Source organism: Crateriforma spongiae, assembly GCF_012290005.1.
Lineage (GTDB): Bacteria > Planctomycetota > Planctomycetia > Pirellulales > Pirellulaceae > Crateriforma > Crateriforma spongiae.
Genome location: NZ_JAAXMS010000008.1, coordinates 234,868 through 251,118, shown reverse-complemented (window position 1 = coordinate 251,118; position 16,251 = coordinate 234,868). Strand labels below are relative to the sequence as shown.

The 16,251-nt window shown below is 55.2% G+C and carries 16 protein-coding genes; 5 read left to right on the top strand and 11 right to left on the bottom strand.

Features of this window, described 5'->3' with window-relative positions:
- Positions 1-347: 347 nt before the first annotated feature.
- Together HFP54_RS20750 and HFP54_RS20745 are read right to left on the bottom strand one after the other, a co-directional pair.
- Positions 348-617 (bottom strand): hypothetical protein, encoded by a 270-nt coding sequence (locus HFP54_RS20750; protein WP_168566622.1) that lies wholly within the window; start codon positions 615-617, stop codon positions 348-350.
- Between the two features lie 102 nt (positions 618-719).
- On the bottom strand, positions 720-1,898 hold the full coding sequence (locus HFP54_RS20745; RefSeq protein WP_206036319.1) for a metal-dependent hydrolase family protein: 1,179 nt from the start codon (positions 1,896-1,898) through the stop codon (positions 720-722).
- A gap of 684 nt (positions 1,899-2,582) precedes the next feature.
- Between HFP54_RS20745 and HFP54_RS20740 the strand changes: the two genes are divergently transcribed.
- Positions 2,583-3,098, top strand: a complete 516-nt coding sequence (locus tag HFP54_RS20740) for a hypothetical protein (RefSeq protein WP_168566621.1) — start codon at positions 2,583-2,585, stop codon at positions 3,096-3,098.
- Positions 3,099-3,192: 94 nt separating this feature from the next.
- A complete protein-coding gene (locus HFP54_RS20735; protein ID WP_168566620.1) occupies positions 3,193-3,597 on the top strand; it encodes a hypothetical protein in 405 nt (134 codons plus the stop codon).
- A gap of 98 nt (positions 3,598-3,695) precedes the next feature.
- Here the strand turns inward: HFP54_RS20735 and HFP54_RS20730 are convergent, their stop codons facing one another.
- The 4 genes from HFP54_RS20730 to HFP54_RS20715 all read right to left on the bottom strand — a co-directional run bounded on the left by HFP54_RS20730 (position 3,696) and on the right by HFP54_RS20715 (position 6,131).
- Complete coding sequence (locus tag HFP54_RS20730; RefSeq protein WP_146416431.1) at positions 3,696-4,052, bottom strand: hypothetical protein; 357 nt, start codon at positions 4,050-4,052, stop codon at positions 3,696-3,698.
- A gap of 126 nt (positions 4,053-4,178) precedes the next feature.
- Positions 4,179-4,562: a zinc ribbon domain-containing protein gene (locus HFP54_RS20725; protein ID WP_146416430.1), complete on the bottom strand. Its 384-nt coding sequence runs from the start codon at positions 4,560-4,562 to the stop codon at positions 4,179-4,181.
- Positions 4,563-4,750: 188 nt separating this feature from the next.
- Positions 4,751-5,215, bottom strand: coding sequence for a nuclear transport factor 2 family protein (locus HFP54_RS20720; protein ID WP_168566619.1), 465 nt, complete (start codon positions 5,213-5,215; stop codon positions 4,751-4,753).
- A gap of 319 nt (positions 5,216-5,534) precedes the next feature.
- Complete coding sequence (locus HFP54_RS20715) at positions 5,535-6,131, bottom strand: class I SAM-dependent methyltransferase (protein ID WP_168566618.1); 597 nt, start codon at positions 6,129-6,131, stop codon at positions 5,535-5,537.
- Positions 6,132-6,395: 264 nt separating this feature from the next.
- Between HFP54_RS20715 and HFP54_RS20710 the strand changes: the two genes are divergently transcribed.
- Together HFP54_RS20710 and HFP54_RS20705 are read left to right on the top strand one after the other, a co-directional pair.
- Complete coding sequence (locus HFP54_RS20710) at positions 6,396-6,857, top strand: TolC family protein (protein ID WP_168566617.1); 462 nt, start codon at positions 6,396-6,398, stop codon at positions 6,855-6,857.
- 158 nt (positions 6,858-7,015) lie between these two features.
- Positions 7,016-8,458, top strand: coding sequence for a serine hydrolase (locus HFP54_RS20705; RefSeq protein WP_315853949.1), 1,443 nt, complete (start codon positions 7,016-7,018; stop codon positions 8,456-8,458).
- A 47-nt stretch (positions 8,459-8,505) separates the two neighbouring features.
- On the opposite strand, the gene HFP54_RS20700 is transcribed toward HFP54_RS20705, so the two are convergent.
- From HFP54_RS20700 to HFP54_RS20690, 3 genes are all read right to left on the bottom strand, one after another.
- Positions 8,506-9,879 (bottom strand): sulfatase, encoded by a 1,374-nt coding sequence (locus tag HFP54_RS20700; RefSeq protein WP_168566615.1) that lies wholly within the window; start codon positions 9,877-9,879, stop codon positions 8,506-8,508.
- Positions 9,880-9,890: 11 nt separating this feature from the next.
- Complete coding sequence (locus HFP54_RS20695; RefSeq protein ID WP_168566614.1) at positions 9,891-11,459, bottom strand: sulfatase family protein; 1,569 nt, start codon at positions 11,457-11,459, stop codon at positions 9,891-9,893.
- An 83-nt stretch (positions 11,460-11,542) separates the two neighbouring features.
- Positions 11,543-13,039, bottom strand: a complete 1,497-nt coding sequence (locus HFP54_RS20690; protein ID WP_168566613.1) for a sulfatase family protein — start codon at positions 13,037-13,039, stop codon at positions 11,543-11,545.
- 327 nt (positions 13,040-13,366) lie between these two features.
- Here HFP54_RS20690 and HFP54_RS20685 point away from each other — a divergent pair, with 327 nt between their 5' ends.
- Positions 13,367-13,867 carry a hypothetical protein gene (locus tag HFP54_RS20685; protein ID WP_168566612.1) on the top strand — a complete coding sequence of 167 codons (501 nt, stop codon included), beginning with the start codon at positions 13,367-13,369 and terminating at the stop codon, positions 13,865-13,867.
- A 28-nt stretch (positions 13,868-13,895) separates the two neighbouring features.
- Here HFP54_RS20685 and HFP54_RS20680 read toward each other — a convergent pair whose 3' ends face one another.
- A complete protein-coding gene (locus tag HFP54_RS20680; protein ID WP_146416421.1) occupies positions 13,896-15,026 on the bottom strand; it encodes a Gfo/Idh/MocA family protein in 1,131 nt (376 codons plus the stop codon).
- A gap of 154 nt (positions 15,027-15,180) precedes the next feature.
- Complete coding sequence (locus HFP54_RS20675) at positions 15,181-16,236, bottom strand: sugar phosphate isomerase/epimerase family protein (RefSeq protein WP_146416420.1); 1,056 nt, start codon at positions 16,234-16,236, stop codon at positions 15,181-15,183.
- Positions 16,237-16,251 lie beyond the last annotated feature (15 nt).

The following is a 16,251-nucleotide window of genomic DNA, read 5'->3' as shown; positions in this document are numbered from 1 at the left end:
GGTCGAACAGTGGAACCACACTGCCACACGGTGACTCAGCTGCACGCCCTGCAGACGACTGATCGACCGGAAGCCAAAAACGGAGCGACGAAGCCATGGCCAAATCACCGGAGACCATGACCGCGCCGCTCAAAGCAACCCTATGTCAAAACCAAGCCTTGTAGTCGTTTTGATACCCGCATTACACCGCTGGCAATGTGCTTCTCCACCAACCGGGCTGCACTAATCGCTAGAACCGGCAAGCGATACCAGCGCGACGCGACGGCCCCGGTGCTGTTCGCTCATTGGACTTAGCCGCGCAGAACATCTCTCGGTCGCACTGTCGACACTCAGCCGTCAGCCGAACTTCACTGCAAACTGGGTACTGGCACCGCCATCTGCCGCCCCTCGACGTCCGTAAACGTGAACGTGTCGAACGCGAAGTACCCGTTTTGCGGACAAGGAACCGGACTTAAATTCGATAGGTAGTCCTGGGGAACCTTGATCACCGGAGATTCATCCACCAACGGTTCGCCCGCGTTGTATCCGCGGCCATATCCAAAGACGAAGCCCGTCAGCAACGATAGCGTGATGGTCGTCACCAGGACAAACGGTTTCCACCACTTCATATTCGTCATAGGTCATTGCTCCGAACGGACCCAGATTGAACTCATGTTTCTCACGGTAGCCGCGTGAACCGCATCAGGTCAAGCCGAGTGTTGCATCGTCCCGCCATCGCTTCACTCACCAAGACGATCTTTGTAGATCACACCGTCTTTCATGATCAACATAAAGTTCTTATCGGCATCGACGACCAGCCCCAAGTCTTCCAGCGGATTGCCGTCGACGATGATCAAGTCGGCATAAGCACCCACGCGAATCACTCCAAGCGGGCCATCTGGATATGGATTGCGAGGTCCCGACAGACTGAGCAGTTCTCCCGCCGTCGATGTGGCTTGTCGCAATGCCTCCACTGGTGTGTACCAACGGCCGAGCTTTGCCAGCAACTTGCCTTGTTTGTCGGCAAGTTCGGGATCAAAAAGAGCGTCGGTTCCGAATACTGTCTTAACCCCAAGCGCCCGCGCCATTCGATAAACTCGATCCGTTCCCCGCGTCACCTCGACATACTTCTGACGACTGAAAGAACCCTCAGGAAACTGAATCGCGTCCTCGTCATCGAGGATGGGCTGCATGCTCAGGTAAGCCCCTTTCTCCTTCATCATTTTTAATGTTTCAGCGGTGAACAGGTGACCGTGTTCGAGGCACATCACACCTGCACTGAGTGCTCGCTGGGCGGCTTCATCGGTAAACACGTGCGTGCAAACATAGGTATTCCAGTCGGATGCGGCGTCAACAGCGGCCTTCGTTTCTTCGAACGTAAACTGGGAAACGTCCAGAGGATCGAACGACGATGATACGCCACCGCCTGAATTTATCTTGATCTGTGTTGCCCCCATGCGAAGCGCTTCACGCGTACGCTTGAGAACATCCGGAACACCGTCTGCGACCATGACATGGCCAATCCGTTCCATATAAACCAACGGCATGTTCCGGTCCGCTGGCACGGCCGTCGAAGGACGAAAATCCGTGTGACCGGATGTTTGACTGATTGCCGGACCGGACGGAAAAATTCGGGGTCCATCATACAACCTGGCGTCCGTCAATTCCGCCAAGGAAAACACGTTGCCACCAACGTCTCGAACCGTGGTGAATCCTCGCATCAATGCCCGTTCGTTTCCTTTCGCAGCGATAAGAAGATGGTAAGCGTGATCGGAATTCAGCCCCTTCTGCATTGGGATATTCGCATACGCAGAGTGCCAATGCATATCGATCAATCCTGGCATTAGCGTCCTTCCACCAGCATCAACAATCGTTTCATCGCCCGACAGTTTGACTTCGCGCCCAATCTTCTCGATCAAGTTGCCTCGTATGAGTACCGTCGAAGGCTCGCTGAGTCGCTCAGATACACCATCGAAAATTCGTGCATTCCTGATAGCGATCATAGAATATTGATTCGTGTCGCCCGACTCCTGTGCACACGTCAAACCGACCAACATGCAAAGCGATAAGCACATAAGGCACATCCGGATCTTCGAAAACATGTTGTCGTCTCGTCTGGGGTTTTGTGACGGGGAAACGATAGCGATTTACGGGCAGCGGTCGGCGTATCAACAATCACTCGCACGGCTGCCACCACCATTGCCCGGTGCGCAGCAGGCGAACAGAACTTCTTCAGTTTAGTAACTAAACGCGAACCCGAGGAACGAACCGGCGGAGAATGTGGTCCCTCGTTTACACGCCAGGTTGCCATTTGTCGCAAAGCTCCTAACCGCCTAAGCAGTAGGGTCACCCGAGACCAGGCTTACGAAAACGCTGCGGTAAAAGTCTTCGGTGGGAATTCAAAGACCACTGTTCAACACACAGCATTGACGCCCCCATGGATACAAACGCGACCAACAGTGCAACCATGTTGAAATGCACAAACATCGGTCCCATGTTGATTCACTAGCCGATCATCAGAAGCCACGCGAACACGACTTCGGTTTGCAGCTTGGTCATCGATCGTTCAGAGGCGACGTCCGATCGGTGGCGGAAGTAGGCAAATGGATGCGGCGCCAACCGCAGCTACCGAGATAAGCCGAGATAACGACGAAGCCAAGACCGAAGATGACGAGGAACATCGGATCCACTGGGTCGTCAGCCAAGACAACCTCACCAACATTCGTCACACCACCGAAGACGAAGAATGCGGCAAGCAACAGGTTCAGGATTCCCATCGGACGCCTAAGCCAATGCTCGCGTCGATACCAACAAAGCCATTCGGCGATGGCGTATCCCAAAACGGGCAGAAGCATGAAAACGCCGCCAAGGAATGCGAACGGATTGTCGGCGGTTGCAATCGCAATGACGCACGCGATGAAGAAAAGTGTTGCGACAGCGAAGTTGATTCCGAACAACAAAGTGTCCACAAAGCTGTTGGTTTCCGACTGGTTTCCCATCTCAAAATCCATCGGCGGAAGGCGGGGCTTGGCTGCATGGTGGACATATTCCGTCGGATAACATGGGCGGCATCCAAACGAGGGATTTGGGTCAAGGCTACACTCAACGCAAATGAGTAGCGTTAGTCGGGCGGGAGAAACCATTCCACCATTTACTTGGCGAGCACCCCGGTCGTCTTCGATAAATCACAGGCAGCCAAGGCGAACACATCGAATGAAGTTCTCAATCCGCTCGCTATTGATCGCAGTCTTCGTCGCCGCCGTGACCATCTCAGGATCACACACCATAGCAATCAATCTTGATCATCGGATAGAACGCCTGGAACAACTGCGGAGGTCGGCTTCACGCAGGGTACGCGACGCGGATCATTGGCTCGAGTCACTGGAGCGGTTCACGTCATTCAGTGATGCTCGCGTCAACGGTTCGCTACCGATGATTGCCGAGGGAGCGAACATCGACATCAACAAAGGTGCAACACAGCAAGCTTTCACGTTGATGAGCCGCAAGCAATTGGCGGAATTAGAACGTCGACAATTGGATCAAAAGATCGAACAACTGTCTCGTATACGACGCTGTCTACCGACCATCCCGATTCGCAATCACATTCGATCTCCATGACCGTCGATTAGGTGGTCCGATACCAAGGGGCTCCCCGCAATATCGCCTTTTCAACACCGCCACCCCGTGAAAATTCCCCCCGTCCTCTTTGTTTTGCGTCACGTTCGTTTTGTACGCTGGGCGGTTTGAAATTTTGCCGTCGATGGGTGTAAAAGCAGGCCACCGCAGATCGCGAGATAGACCATGAATACCAGCGTGATGATTCGTTGCGGCGTAGGATCGGTGTTGAATAGAGACGTCAATAAAAGCGTCAGCGCGATGACGAGCGCGAGCAAGAGGGCAATCACCGATGTACCGATCCGAAACCCCTTCGAACCACGCCAAATCATCAATGCACAAAGCCAGCAGATTCCGGTTCGAATCACTTGCACGGCGATCGAGTTACCGACTGCAAACATCACTTCTGAAAACTGGCATAGGAAGGGAAACGCGGCGACCATGGCGACGGTCGCCATTCCCAGAAATCGCGAGTTGGTTGGGTTCGAATCCATCGCCGGCAACCCTCATTCCATGGGATAGCCACAGAGCTTGTATAGTGAAACGAAGATATTCACTTCGACTGCTCCTTGGTCAATGACGGATCAATCCTTGGGGTCGACCTTTGTCAGTCGTGCGCCGCAGGAATCACAACAGACATCAGACCGTAGAATCGCGCCGCAGTTGCTGCAGGTCATCACTGTGTCGACGTACGACCCGGAAATACGACCGGCATAGTCCAGATCCACCGATCGCTTCAACAGGCGGATGACTTCGGCCAATGCCCGGAACACCAACCAGTTCAAAAATGATCCCAGGATCAACCAGCAAGCCATGCCGAGACCCACGATCCCGACCCATGCCAACACCGTGATCGATGCCGCAACGCCCAAACAGAGGATGACAATGGCGGCAATATCAAGCAGCGATTCAATCGCCGTACTGGTGACCCTGCGGCGCTCGGGCACGGGCGTTGCGGTCAATTCCATCGGGTCAGATCCTGGGCGTGGTCGTTCGTGATTGCGTGATTGTCGGCGCTGGCGATTAGATCCGGCATTGAACCCCATCCTGGTTTCCCGGGACGAACTGCGTTTGCCGCAACCGTAACGATCATGGTACACGATTCCGTTCGCTTGAGATTGCATCCGCGCGAATCACCTGCCGGACGACGCGTGATTCAGCCAAAGTGTTCGGCAAGTTTGCCAAGATCCAACAGTCCCAGCTTCGCGTACAGCCCCGTGTAATCGATGATATTATGTGCCCTGTAAATCAGCCCGTTCCGCATCGTTCCGAAGCAGCAGACTTCCATCGCGACATCCAAGTTCGCATCGCGCTGACGTCCTTCGAACTCCATGGCAGCCGAAAATTGGTCGCCCCGCATCAACAGGAATTGAATCGTGGCGGTGCGGTGTTGCAATCGCGCGCACATCGCACGATGGGTGACCCGCATTTCGTCCAGGCCTTCGATCACCTCCGGCGCCAGACCGCTGATGATACATTCCGGATGAAAATGTTCGTCGACCAACGAGCTGTCGTTGGCTTCCCATCCCGCCTTCAGCCAACGCCGCAACAGCGCCGCATTCAGCTCTTCCCGTTGAGTCCAAGGGGGATCAATTTCGGGAACTTCTTCTTTGAAATTCATCAGGATGCGATTGAATGTGCTTCAAGGGGCGAGTATTTCTCGCATTGTCTTTCACTCATGATAAGATCATTGCCATACAAATTCCGCCCCTAGCATGATAGCGAACCCGCCACCGGGAAAGCCGACGCGTTCCGATCCATCGCGATCCATTTTTGCCCCGTTTGAACGCATTCCGGATGCCAGGATTTTCATGGCGACAGGACAACGGAACCGATGATCGTCATGCCGATTGCCATGCATGATATCGCTGCAAATTCGCTGGAAATGGTCTGCGACCATCGCGATGGCAGACCAGCCATTGGGGTTTGATCCCGTATCATTATGCTTTTCGCCCCACGTACTGGATGACGGATGCCATGCCGGTGTGGAACTTCCCTTCGTGAACCTCGCGTTCAATTTCGTGCAAGCAAACGGTTTCGAGACCCACAAATTCATTCTCGATCTTGCTGCATGACATCAGCAAGTCGACATCGCCCGGACCTCCCGTCCCACGACCAATCTGATTCTCCGAATAGGCCTCTAGGATCAAGATGGCTCCAGGCTTGAGGGCTTTGGCAAGCAGCGGATACAGCCGTCGACGAATGGACCCGTCCAAGTGCGCGTAAATCGAAATGATGGATCTGAAAGCGTTTTCGGCTGGTTCGTAGTCGCTCAGATCAGAAACTTCGGTTGAAATTTGCACGCCATATTGATCGGCCAGTTTGACGGCTTTTGCAAGTCCGACTGCGGAACCATCAACTGCATGAACATGGTGCCCGTTGCTGGCCAGATACGCGGCGTTGCGTCCCTCGCCTTCGGCGATTGAAAGAACGGGGCCCGACACGCGGAAAGCCTGTTGGACCAGAAATTCATTCGGTTCCGTTCCGTACGCATACTCGCTTTCCGAAAATCGAGCATTCCAGTCGGGCGATGGCATAAGAGCACTCACGAACTGCAAAAAGAAAGATCGGCCGTAATCGACTGCAATGGCTTCAACAGGTTAGGTGTTCCGATAAATCGGGGGACTCGAATCACCGCCCTTCCAGACAAACTGAACGCTAGTACAGACGCCCCGTCGCGGTAGGGCAACCAGGCGGAATGCACCACATCCGAAAGCCAAGACTAGCGTTGACGAGTCGAACGATACGTTAGATTGGCGATATCAACGAGGCCGACTCGAATCATTTTAGAGGAAATTGTCATGCATTTGCGGATGATCATGTCCATCTTGATTGTCACCACCGTCGGCCTGTTTGTGATACAGCATTCAGACGCCGACAATCAATCAAGCGACCGCGAGGCCAGAATCGATAGCACGGATGACATGGATCCCGTCATTCGTAAACTCTTGACCGAGCGACGGGATACATTCAAATCGCTGGTCGAAATTGTGAACGAATCTTATCTGGTGGGACGCGCCGAGCATCGCCAGTTGATCCAGGTTCAAAACGATTTGCTTCAAGCCGAGTTAGACTTGGCCACAACGCGGTCCGAACGACTGAAACTTTACCAACAGTTGGTCGACAACTTGCAGGCCTATGAAAAGCTGCTGGAAGCACGGTTTGCAAACGGTACGACCCAACAGACCGACGTCTTGTCCACAAAAGCAGATCGACTGAAAGCGGAAGTTGCACTGCGGCGACAACAGATCCTAGACGAGTGATTCAACATCCGCTGTTCTTCGGTGATCAGACAGCGGTTCGATGGCGTTGAAGAACTTCGATATGCAAACCAATCGTCGATCAATCGCCGGATGACGATTCGCCAGCATCTGTGTTGAGTGCTTTCCGAGCTATTTATTCAACCGGGGAAACCCCATCCATGCCAAGAATCGGAATCAGCGTCGTCGTCCCCCGTCGGTTCACATCGGCAGCAACATTTCTGCTTGGGATGTCGCTTCTGACAATACCGACGGCCGATGCCCAACCATCGCAGGCCAAATTGGAAGCGAAAATCGGCGAGATCTGTCGAAAGCACGATCTCCCTGCGATGACGGTAGCCGTTGTCAATTCAAAAGGGGCGCTGCAAACCGCACGTTGGGGAGTACGCAAACGAGGGACAAGCGACCAGGTTCAGCCGACGGACCGATTCGCGATCGGTTCGAACACCAAATCGATGACGGCGACCTTGGCTGCGGTCTTGGTGGAAGCTGGAAAGATTCAATGGAACACGACCATCGGACAGGTTTGGCCTAAGGCGACCGATCAGCATATTCATCCCAAGTTGAAAGCCGTCGCCATTGACGACCTGCTGTCGCACCAAAGCGGACTGCCGGCCAACATCAGCGATTTGTCACCGGAAGCCTGGGCCGGGTTCTTTGCCGAAACTCGCGCTCCCGCGCTGGAGCGCCGCCGAATGCTGGGAATCGTCTTGTCCAAGCCACCGACGGGCGACCGTGGACAATACCTGTATTCAAATTTGGGCTATGCGGTCGTCGCCGCAATGTTGGAAACGCGTGCGGGCGAACCGTTCGAAACACTGATGAAGAAGCACGTGTTCGACCCGCTAGAAATGACATCGGCCGAGTTTCGATCACTTGCCACAGCCAAACAAATGAAACCGCCGATGCTTTGGGGGCACAAGGCCGACGGTTCGCCAATCGATCCGAGAATACGGGGTGCAGAGAATCCGACCGTCTACGCTTCATGCGGGACGATACACATCGCACTTGATGATTATGCCAAGTACGCGCGGTGGCATCTGGCGGGCGATCCCAAACCCGTATTAGAAACGCAGGAAGCATTCGATCATCTGCACGAACCGTTGGTCGAATCAGGACCGGGAACAAAATACGCGTGTGGTTGGATCTGTGCTCCGACGTCGCTGGGTCCCGGTTGGAATCACGCCGGAAGCAATACGAATTTCTTTGCGTTGATCTGGGTGGTTCCTGAATCGGACATTGCCACAATCGTCTGCACCAATTCAGGACAATCTCAAGCGTTCACCGCTTGCGATGCGATGACCGGTCATCTGTTTGAATCTCATTCACCGGATCTTGGGAAGGTCAAACCGGAACGATTGGTGGGTCGTTATCAACTGAATCCGAACTTTGTTTTTGACGTTCGATATCGCAATGGGCGAATGATGGTGGGGATCACCAACCAGCCAACACAAGAGGTCTTTGCGGATTCACCGACGCGTTGGTCGTACCGTTCAGTCAAGGCGACGTTGGAGTTCCACCTGCGGCCCGGAAAAGGTCCGGCGCATGCTTTGACACTCCACCAAAACGGTGCGGCCCAGAAAGCCAAGCGGATCGGTAACTAGCTATCTGCGATAGCCTTGAATGCAGTTGGTTTTCGTCTGGTTTTCGATCACGGACTGATTCCGGAAAACTGGGCCACACCCACCCTGTTTTCCCATCGCCAGAGTTCGCGTTTCAGTTCTTCGGTGATCTTAGGACGCTTTTTGGACAGGTCATGTTGTTCGCTTCGATCTTTCACGACGTTGTACAAAGCGACCTGACCGCTGCGGTTGACCAGCAGTTTCCAATCACCGTCACGGACCGATGCATACAGGTCTTCGTAAGCCCGATAGCCGAAAATCGGTTCGTTGCGCTGGATCGTCACATTGTCTCGCAGAATCGGCATTAACGAGATTCCATCCAAGTTGTCATACGACGACGCATCACCTCCGGCCAATTCAACCAGCGTCGGAAACAAATCCGTGGTTTGAACGATACTTTCATTCACCGCGCCTTCAGCGATAACACTGGGCCAGTGGAAGATCATCGGAACCCGAGCACCGCCTTCGCACAAGGTGTCAACACGCTTGCCACCGCGATACGGTTCCCATTCGAAAAAACTGCCTTGATCTGACGTGAAGATGATCAGGGTATTGTCGTCGATTCCTTTGTCGGCCAACGCCTTTCGCACGCGTCCGACCGACCGATCAACGGCGGCGACTTGAGCGGCGTATTCGGCGCGTTTGCCGTCCAAACCTTCGCGTCCCTGGTACTTGGGCACCAGTTCGCTCGGCCCTTGGCTGGGTGTATGCACGTTGTAGTACCACAACGAGATCATCAGCGGTTGATCGATCGAATAGTCCGAGATGAACTGAACCGTTTCGTCGGTGATACGATCGGTCAGGTATTGTGTTTTGGCATCGGGAAAGACTTCACCGTTGGGCGCATATGGCGGATAGTATCCTTTGGGATGACCAAAGTTGCTGGTACCGATTTGACGATCAAAACCTTGGTGGATGGGATGATAGGGTTCGTGGCCCAAATGCCACTTTCCGACAAACAGGTTGTAATATCCCAGATCACTCAAAGCTTCCGCATACGTGACATGTTCCAGCGGCAACCAATTGCGGCAGGGGAATTGTGCGGGGTCGCCGGGCCACAGGTTGAATTCGACATCGGTGCGGCCGAACTTATCAAAATCCGGATGCTTTGGACCGCCAGGGATGTGGCGAACCATTTGCAAGCGTGCCGGGTGTTGTCCGGTCAACAACGTGGCGCGACTGGGGCTGCAGGTTGGACTGGCGACGTAGACTTGTTGTAAATCGATCCCCTGTTGAGCAAGCAAATCGATATTCGGCGTGTCGAACTGATCCGGCTGGCGATATCCCAGATTGCTCCAGCCAAGATCATCGACAAAGAACAGAACGATATTGGGGCGGTCTGCCGCCAATGCCTCGGTTGAAACGAGTGCCAAAACGCCCAGAAGTAACCACGGTCGATACATGATGAATCTCGCTAGAAACCGAGCTGCTTTTTATTCAACCCTTCGGCACCGATCACTTTTTCCGGCGCCACGTCGGCGATGATACGGCGTAACTGTGCAACCTTATCGGGGTGATCCGTGGCAACGTTCTTCAATTCGCCTGGGTCATCGGCAAGGTTGAACAACCAGCCCGGTTCATCGACGGTGATTGATTTCCATTGGTCGATGCCACCACGCTCGGTAATGCTTCCCGGCGGCAAGTATTTCCAGTCGCCTTGTCGCACGGCCAACTGGGTTAAAGCTTCTTGGATGACGAAGTCGCGACCTTGATCGGTATGACCTAACAGGGCCGCGGAGACGTCTTGACCATCCATTGCGGCGTTATCGGGAAATGGCATCTTGATCAGTGCAGCGATGGACCGGAACAAATCGACTTGGCTGATCAAGGCATCAGAAACGCCGGGCGATATCGTACCGGGCCAATAGGTGATCAAGGGCATCCGCGTGCCGCCTTCCCATCGACTGTACTTTCCGCCACGCCAGGGACCGGCGGCTCGGTGGTCCCCTGTTCTGTTGATCGCGCCGTCCCAGTACCCATCGAACAACACGGGGCCGTTGTCGGATGACAGAATGATCAACGTGTTCTGTTCCAAACCTTCGCTGCGTAGTGTTTCAACGAACCGGCCGACGCACCAATCGAACACCATCAGAGCGTCACCACGTGGTCCAAGGCCAGATGATCCTGCGAATCTTGGGTGAATGACGCGAGGAACATGGTTTTCGTTGGGGGCGTAGTACAAAAAGAACGGTTGGTCTTTGTTCCTGCGGACAAAGTCGATTGCCTCGTTCAAGTACGTATCGGCCATGTCTTCGTCCTTGAAGCGGGCCGCTTTTCCACCGGTCATGTATCCGATGCGGCTGACGCCGTTGACGATCGTGCAGGAATGCTGATCATCGGCTTGGACCTTCAGCAATTCAGGGTGTGATCGTCCGGTCGGTTCATCGCCGATCTTGGATTGATAGTTCACACCAATGGGATCATTGGGATCCAAGTTCACGACGCGCCCGTCGCGGATGTACACCGACGGGACTCGATCAGCGGTGGCGGCCATGTTGAACGATTCATCGAATCCGACTTCGGCGGGACCAGGTGCAATCTTGCCGTTCCAGTCCAGTGGACGGTCGGCGTGTCCCAATCCCAAGTGCCACTTGCCGACCAAACCCGTGCGATATCCGACCGATCGCAGGAAGCTGGCAAGATTGGGTCGATCGGTATCAATGATCAGGGGTGCATTGCCCGGAAGGATCTTCGCAGCCTGATTTCGAAACGCATACTGTCCGGTCAACAAGGAATAGCGTGACGGCGTGCACGTCGCCGCCGTGCAGTACGCGGACGTGAATCGCATGCCGCCGTCGGCCAGGGCGTCGATGTTTGCTGTGTCGGCCCCGGTTCCGCCGTAACAACCAAAGTCGCCGTACCCGATGTCGTCACCATAGATGACCACGATGTTGGGCAACCCCTTTGCATCCCCGGCGACGCAGACACGATCCACACCGGCAAACAATAGGCCGCCGATCACGATGACGAGCGGAACAAACATGTCAACGAGCGGTCGAACTTGGTCAGACGATAAACGCATATTGATGTCAACCATACCGACGTGATTCACCAAAGAGGATCGCATCATTTTGATCGCTCGGCGTGCAGGTAGTCATTCCACCATTGCAAATATTCTTCGTCCGACAGGCCCGGATCTAAACCGCGTTTGCGAAGGGACTGTTCATACCACCGGCGTTTTTCTTTCATCAACGCATCCATGTCCACATTGACGGATTCATCCAACCGTCCCTGGTCGTCGGTGCGAACGATCCATTGGTCGACCAACTGGCGAAGTCGAATCAACTGGGTCGCATACTGTGGATCGTCGGCCAGGTTGTGCTGTTCATGCGGGTCGGTCCGCAAGTCGTACAGTTCTTCGGTTGGTCGACGATTCGCCATGAAGGGCGAATCAAATTCACCACGCTGGTGCAAGACACGCATCAAGGTATCCACGGGGTACTGCAAACGCTTGTATCCGCTGTGCTGCATGTAGGGCAATTCTGGGTGGAAATTGCGGATATATTTGAAATCCTTGGTTCGCACCGAACGGATTCGGTCGATGGCATCGCCGCATCGATCCCGTGCGGCGAACAAGACGTCATGGCCGGAGGCGTTCGGATCCAGAAGATTGCGTCCCGGGAGTTCGGGAACATCGGCGTTCGCGGCGGCCAGAGTCGTCGGCATCAGGTCCAGCAGAGACGCCAAGTCGTCGCTGACCTCCTTTGCCGCAATACGACCGGGCCATCGCAGAATCAGTGGCACGTGTAATCCGCCTTCATACAACCACTGTTTGGCACGCACATGTGGTCGACCATGATCACCGGTGAAAATCACCAGCGTGTTGTCCGTCAATCCCTCGTCATCCAGACGCTTCAGCACGGCACCGACTTTTCGGTCCAGCATTTCGATGCTGGCCAAGTAGTTTCCCCAATCGGCGCGGGTGATCGGATGGTCGGGATAATACGGTGGTATCGGCACATTTGGATATTCGCGATCCCGCTGGACGAACGTGCGATGAGGCTCCTTGATTTGCACCTGTGCAAAGAACGGTTGTCCGGGACGTCGTTGCGACCAATCGGCACCGTCAAAGAACGCGTGAGGTTGGTATTGAAAATTCAGGTGTGACTTGGCGAACTTTTTGTCGCCCGCCTTTCCGCTACCGTTGCAAACAAAGTAACCAGCCTTTTGCATCTGCTGCGTCACCGTCGTGATGCCGTCGGGCAACGGTTGCTTGTCACGAGTGTTGTGGTGATGACCGCCAACGGTGGTTTGGTAGTGGCCGGTTTGAAATGCGGTGCGTGAGGAGGAACATACCGGTGCGGTGGCAAACGCATGAGTGTATCGCCGGCCTTCGTGGGCAAGCCGATCGATGTTCGGCGTCTGGACCGATGGATACCCATAGCAGCCCAGTTCGGGGCCCAAGTCATCGGCGATGATCCACACGACGTTGATTCGATCTTCGGCGGATGCGCTGCGCGAAACGCCCAGTGGGTCGACCAAACTGCCGGTCAAGCTGATCCATAAAGAAAGCCCACCCAGAATGCCGGGCAGAAATGTCGTCGGGTTCAAACGTGTGAGCATGGATGAGCGTATGGAGGTCAAAGTACCTGTCACTATCACGGTTTGGGATCGCCAAGGGCGGGCAGCATTCCAGGACATGGTGACGCCGCGGTTCCTGGCACGAAGGTTTAGGCCACGACAGTTTTACGCACGACGATTCTGTGCACCGAGGATGTCATTGTTAACAGTGGGATCGACACTTGATTGTAATCCAGATCGGGCCGAGCATCGGTGTGGTCGATCGCCCCTGCAGCGGCACTCGGCAAGCCACTACGATGACACGACACTGGATCCTTGAATTGGCCGTTACGGCCGTCTTTTTCGAACCCGATACCCGGCGGAGTTGCTGTGGAAATCCTGGATGTCATCTCACGCATCACCCACGTCGGCACGGCGATCGTCTTGATCGGCGGCAGCGCATTCACCGCGTTGGTGCTGATGCCCGCCGCGTCACAGATTCCCGACGAGTCGCATCAGGCGTTGCGTGCGGCGGTCGCCGACCGTTGGAAACGATTTGTCCACGCCGGTATTTTGCTGTTTTTGATCAGCGGTTTTTACAACTACATTCGTGCGATCGAAGACCATCGGGGCGACGGGATCTATCACGCCCTGATCGGAACGAAAATGTTGTTGGCTTTCGTCGTCATGTTTCTAGCCGCGGCCTTGGTCGGACGAAGCGCGGCACTGCAGAAGCTCCGCCAGCAGCGTGGTCGGACGTTGACCATCATGCTGACATTGGCAGCCGTCGTGGTCGCCATCGGCGGCTATGCGAAGGTGCGCGGGGTCCCCGTCGGCGTCCCGCAAGAAATCACGGTCGACGCCGAAGAATCGAACGAATCCGATCGGTGATCCAACCGTATCGCCCCGGGCAATGCGGTTAGACGTTTTTCCAAGCACGGTCGGCGGCACTGGACAAGACAGCGTCGCAGACCTTCTGGGTTTCCAGGGCATCGCGGAAGGTCGGACCGATCGCTTCACCGGTCTCCAACGACTTCAGGAAATCGGCGACTTGGTGAATGAAGGTGTGTTCGTAACCGATCTGCAGACCGGGTACCCACCAGTTGCCCATGTAGGGCTGATCGCCGTCGGTCACGTGCACACTGCGCCAACCGCGAACGACTGAATCATCGCTGTGATCGAAATATTCCAGGCGGTGCAGATCGTGAAGGTCCCAACGGATCGATGCTTTTTCGCCGTTGATTTCCAGCGTGTAAAGCGCCTTGTGGCCGCGGGCGTAGCGGGTCGATTCGAACAATCCCAGTGACCCGTTATCGAAGTGGCAGAAGAAGCTGCATGCGTCGTCGATCTTGACGGGTTTCTTTTCGCCCGTTTCCGCGTGGGTGCGTTCCTTGACGAAGGTTTCCGTGACGGCGGAGACATCGGTGATGCCGCCGTTGAGCCAGATGGCGGTGTCGATACAGTGCGCCAGCAGGTCGCCTGTCACGCCGCTTCCGGCCGCTTCGGCATCCAACCGCCACGTCGCCGCACCGCCTTGGGGCACGTCCGCGTTGATCGTCCAGTCTTGCAGAAAGTTTGCGCGGTAATGAAAGATTTTGCCCAAGCGACCTTGGTCGATCAGTTGTTTGGCCAGCGTCACGGCGGGAACACGTCGGTAGTTGTACCAGACCATGTTCCGAACGCCGGCGTCTTCGACAGCCTTGCACATTTCTTCGCCTTCGGCCGTATTCATTGCCAACGGCTTTTCGCACAGGATCATCTTGCCCGCTTTGGCGGCGGCGATGGAAATTTCCTTGTGCAAATTGTTCGGCGTGCAAACGTCGATGGCGTCGATGTCGTCACGCTCGATCAGCTTTCGCCAATCGGTTTCCACCGATTCGTATCCCCATTGCTGGGCAAACGCCTTCGCCTTTTCCTCGTTGCGTGCACAAACGGCTTTCAGGACCGGCTTGTACTGCAAATCAAAAAAGTGATTCGCCTGGCAGTAACCATTGGTGTGGGTTCGGCCCATGAAGCCGTAGCCGATCATGCCGATGTTCAAGGTTTTCATTGGTGCAGGTGCGTTCGCTGAGCGGGGAGAAATGGGTGGGAGCGTTTCGGCAAGGTTTTAACATGCACCGATCGGCCGTTGGTGCCGAACGGTGATGATCGAAGACGGGACGCAAAGGATCGATTGATCCGATATCCGTCGGGTCGTGGGAGAACTATTCGTTCCAGCCGTGAGCGTCTTGAACGCTAAGCATGGCGGCCAAGATGTGATTCCACGTGTCGGCACTGTGCATGACGTCATTGGGGAACATGCATCCGTCCCAACAGATGTGTCGACACGTCGTCAGCACATCACCGTGTTCGTCACGCAACCAGTATCCGGCGTCATGGGCGATGTCTAGTTTGCCGTTGGGGTCATCGGGCAAACAGTGACGTCCTGTCTTGTCGTGGCTGCCCGTTCCGTGGACCGACGCGTCGTTCTGGGCGACATGAAAATCAATGGTCCATGGACGCAAGACGTGGGTCAATTCCTTGAACGCATGATCCAAACGATCTTTGTCGTTCCAGTCAAAGTCTTGCGGCAGGATGGCGTCTTCCGGTGCGTTGTAGCCCAACAGGTACAACAACGTGTGCGCCATGTCGGCTTGGAAACCGAACCGTTCAGGGTGACCGACACGTTCCAAAAGGTCGGCCATCTTTCGCCAACTGTGCATACCGCCCCAGCAGATTTCGCCTTCGGCGGCCAAACGTTGGTCGTATTCTTCGGCGATGTCCGCGGCCGCTTTGAACGTGTCGGCGATGCGCGACTGGTTGGCGTGCGGATCTTTGATCCAATCGGCCACGGGCATGGCCGAATCCAAACGCACCACGCCGTAGGGTCGAATCCCGATCTCGGTCAAACGTTTGGCAACGCTACAGCCTTTGCGGACCTGCGTCAGAAAGGCTTCGATGTCGTCCTTGGTGCCGCCGGCAGGGCCACCGCCGGTCGGTCCCCAAACCGGTGCGACGACGCTGCCGATCACCAGTCCGCGTTCTTTGACCCGGCGGGCGACATCTTCCAACTGTTCGTCAGTGGAATCGATCGAGATGTGTGGATCGTACAAAAAGATGTCAACGCCATCGAATTTGCGTCCATCGACTTGGGCGGCTGCGGTCAGATCCAGCATTTCGTCCAGTTCGATCACCGGGTTGGCGTCGTCGTCGCCTTTGCCCACGACCCCCGGCCATGCCGCGTTGTGCAGTTTGGGAAATTGATTGGGATGATCAGTCATCGTTGTGCTCGCTTT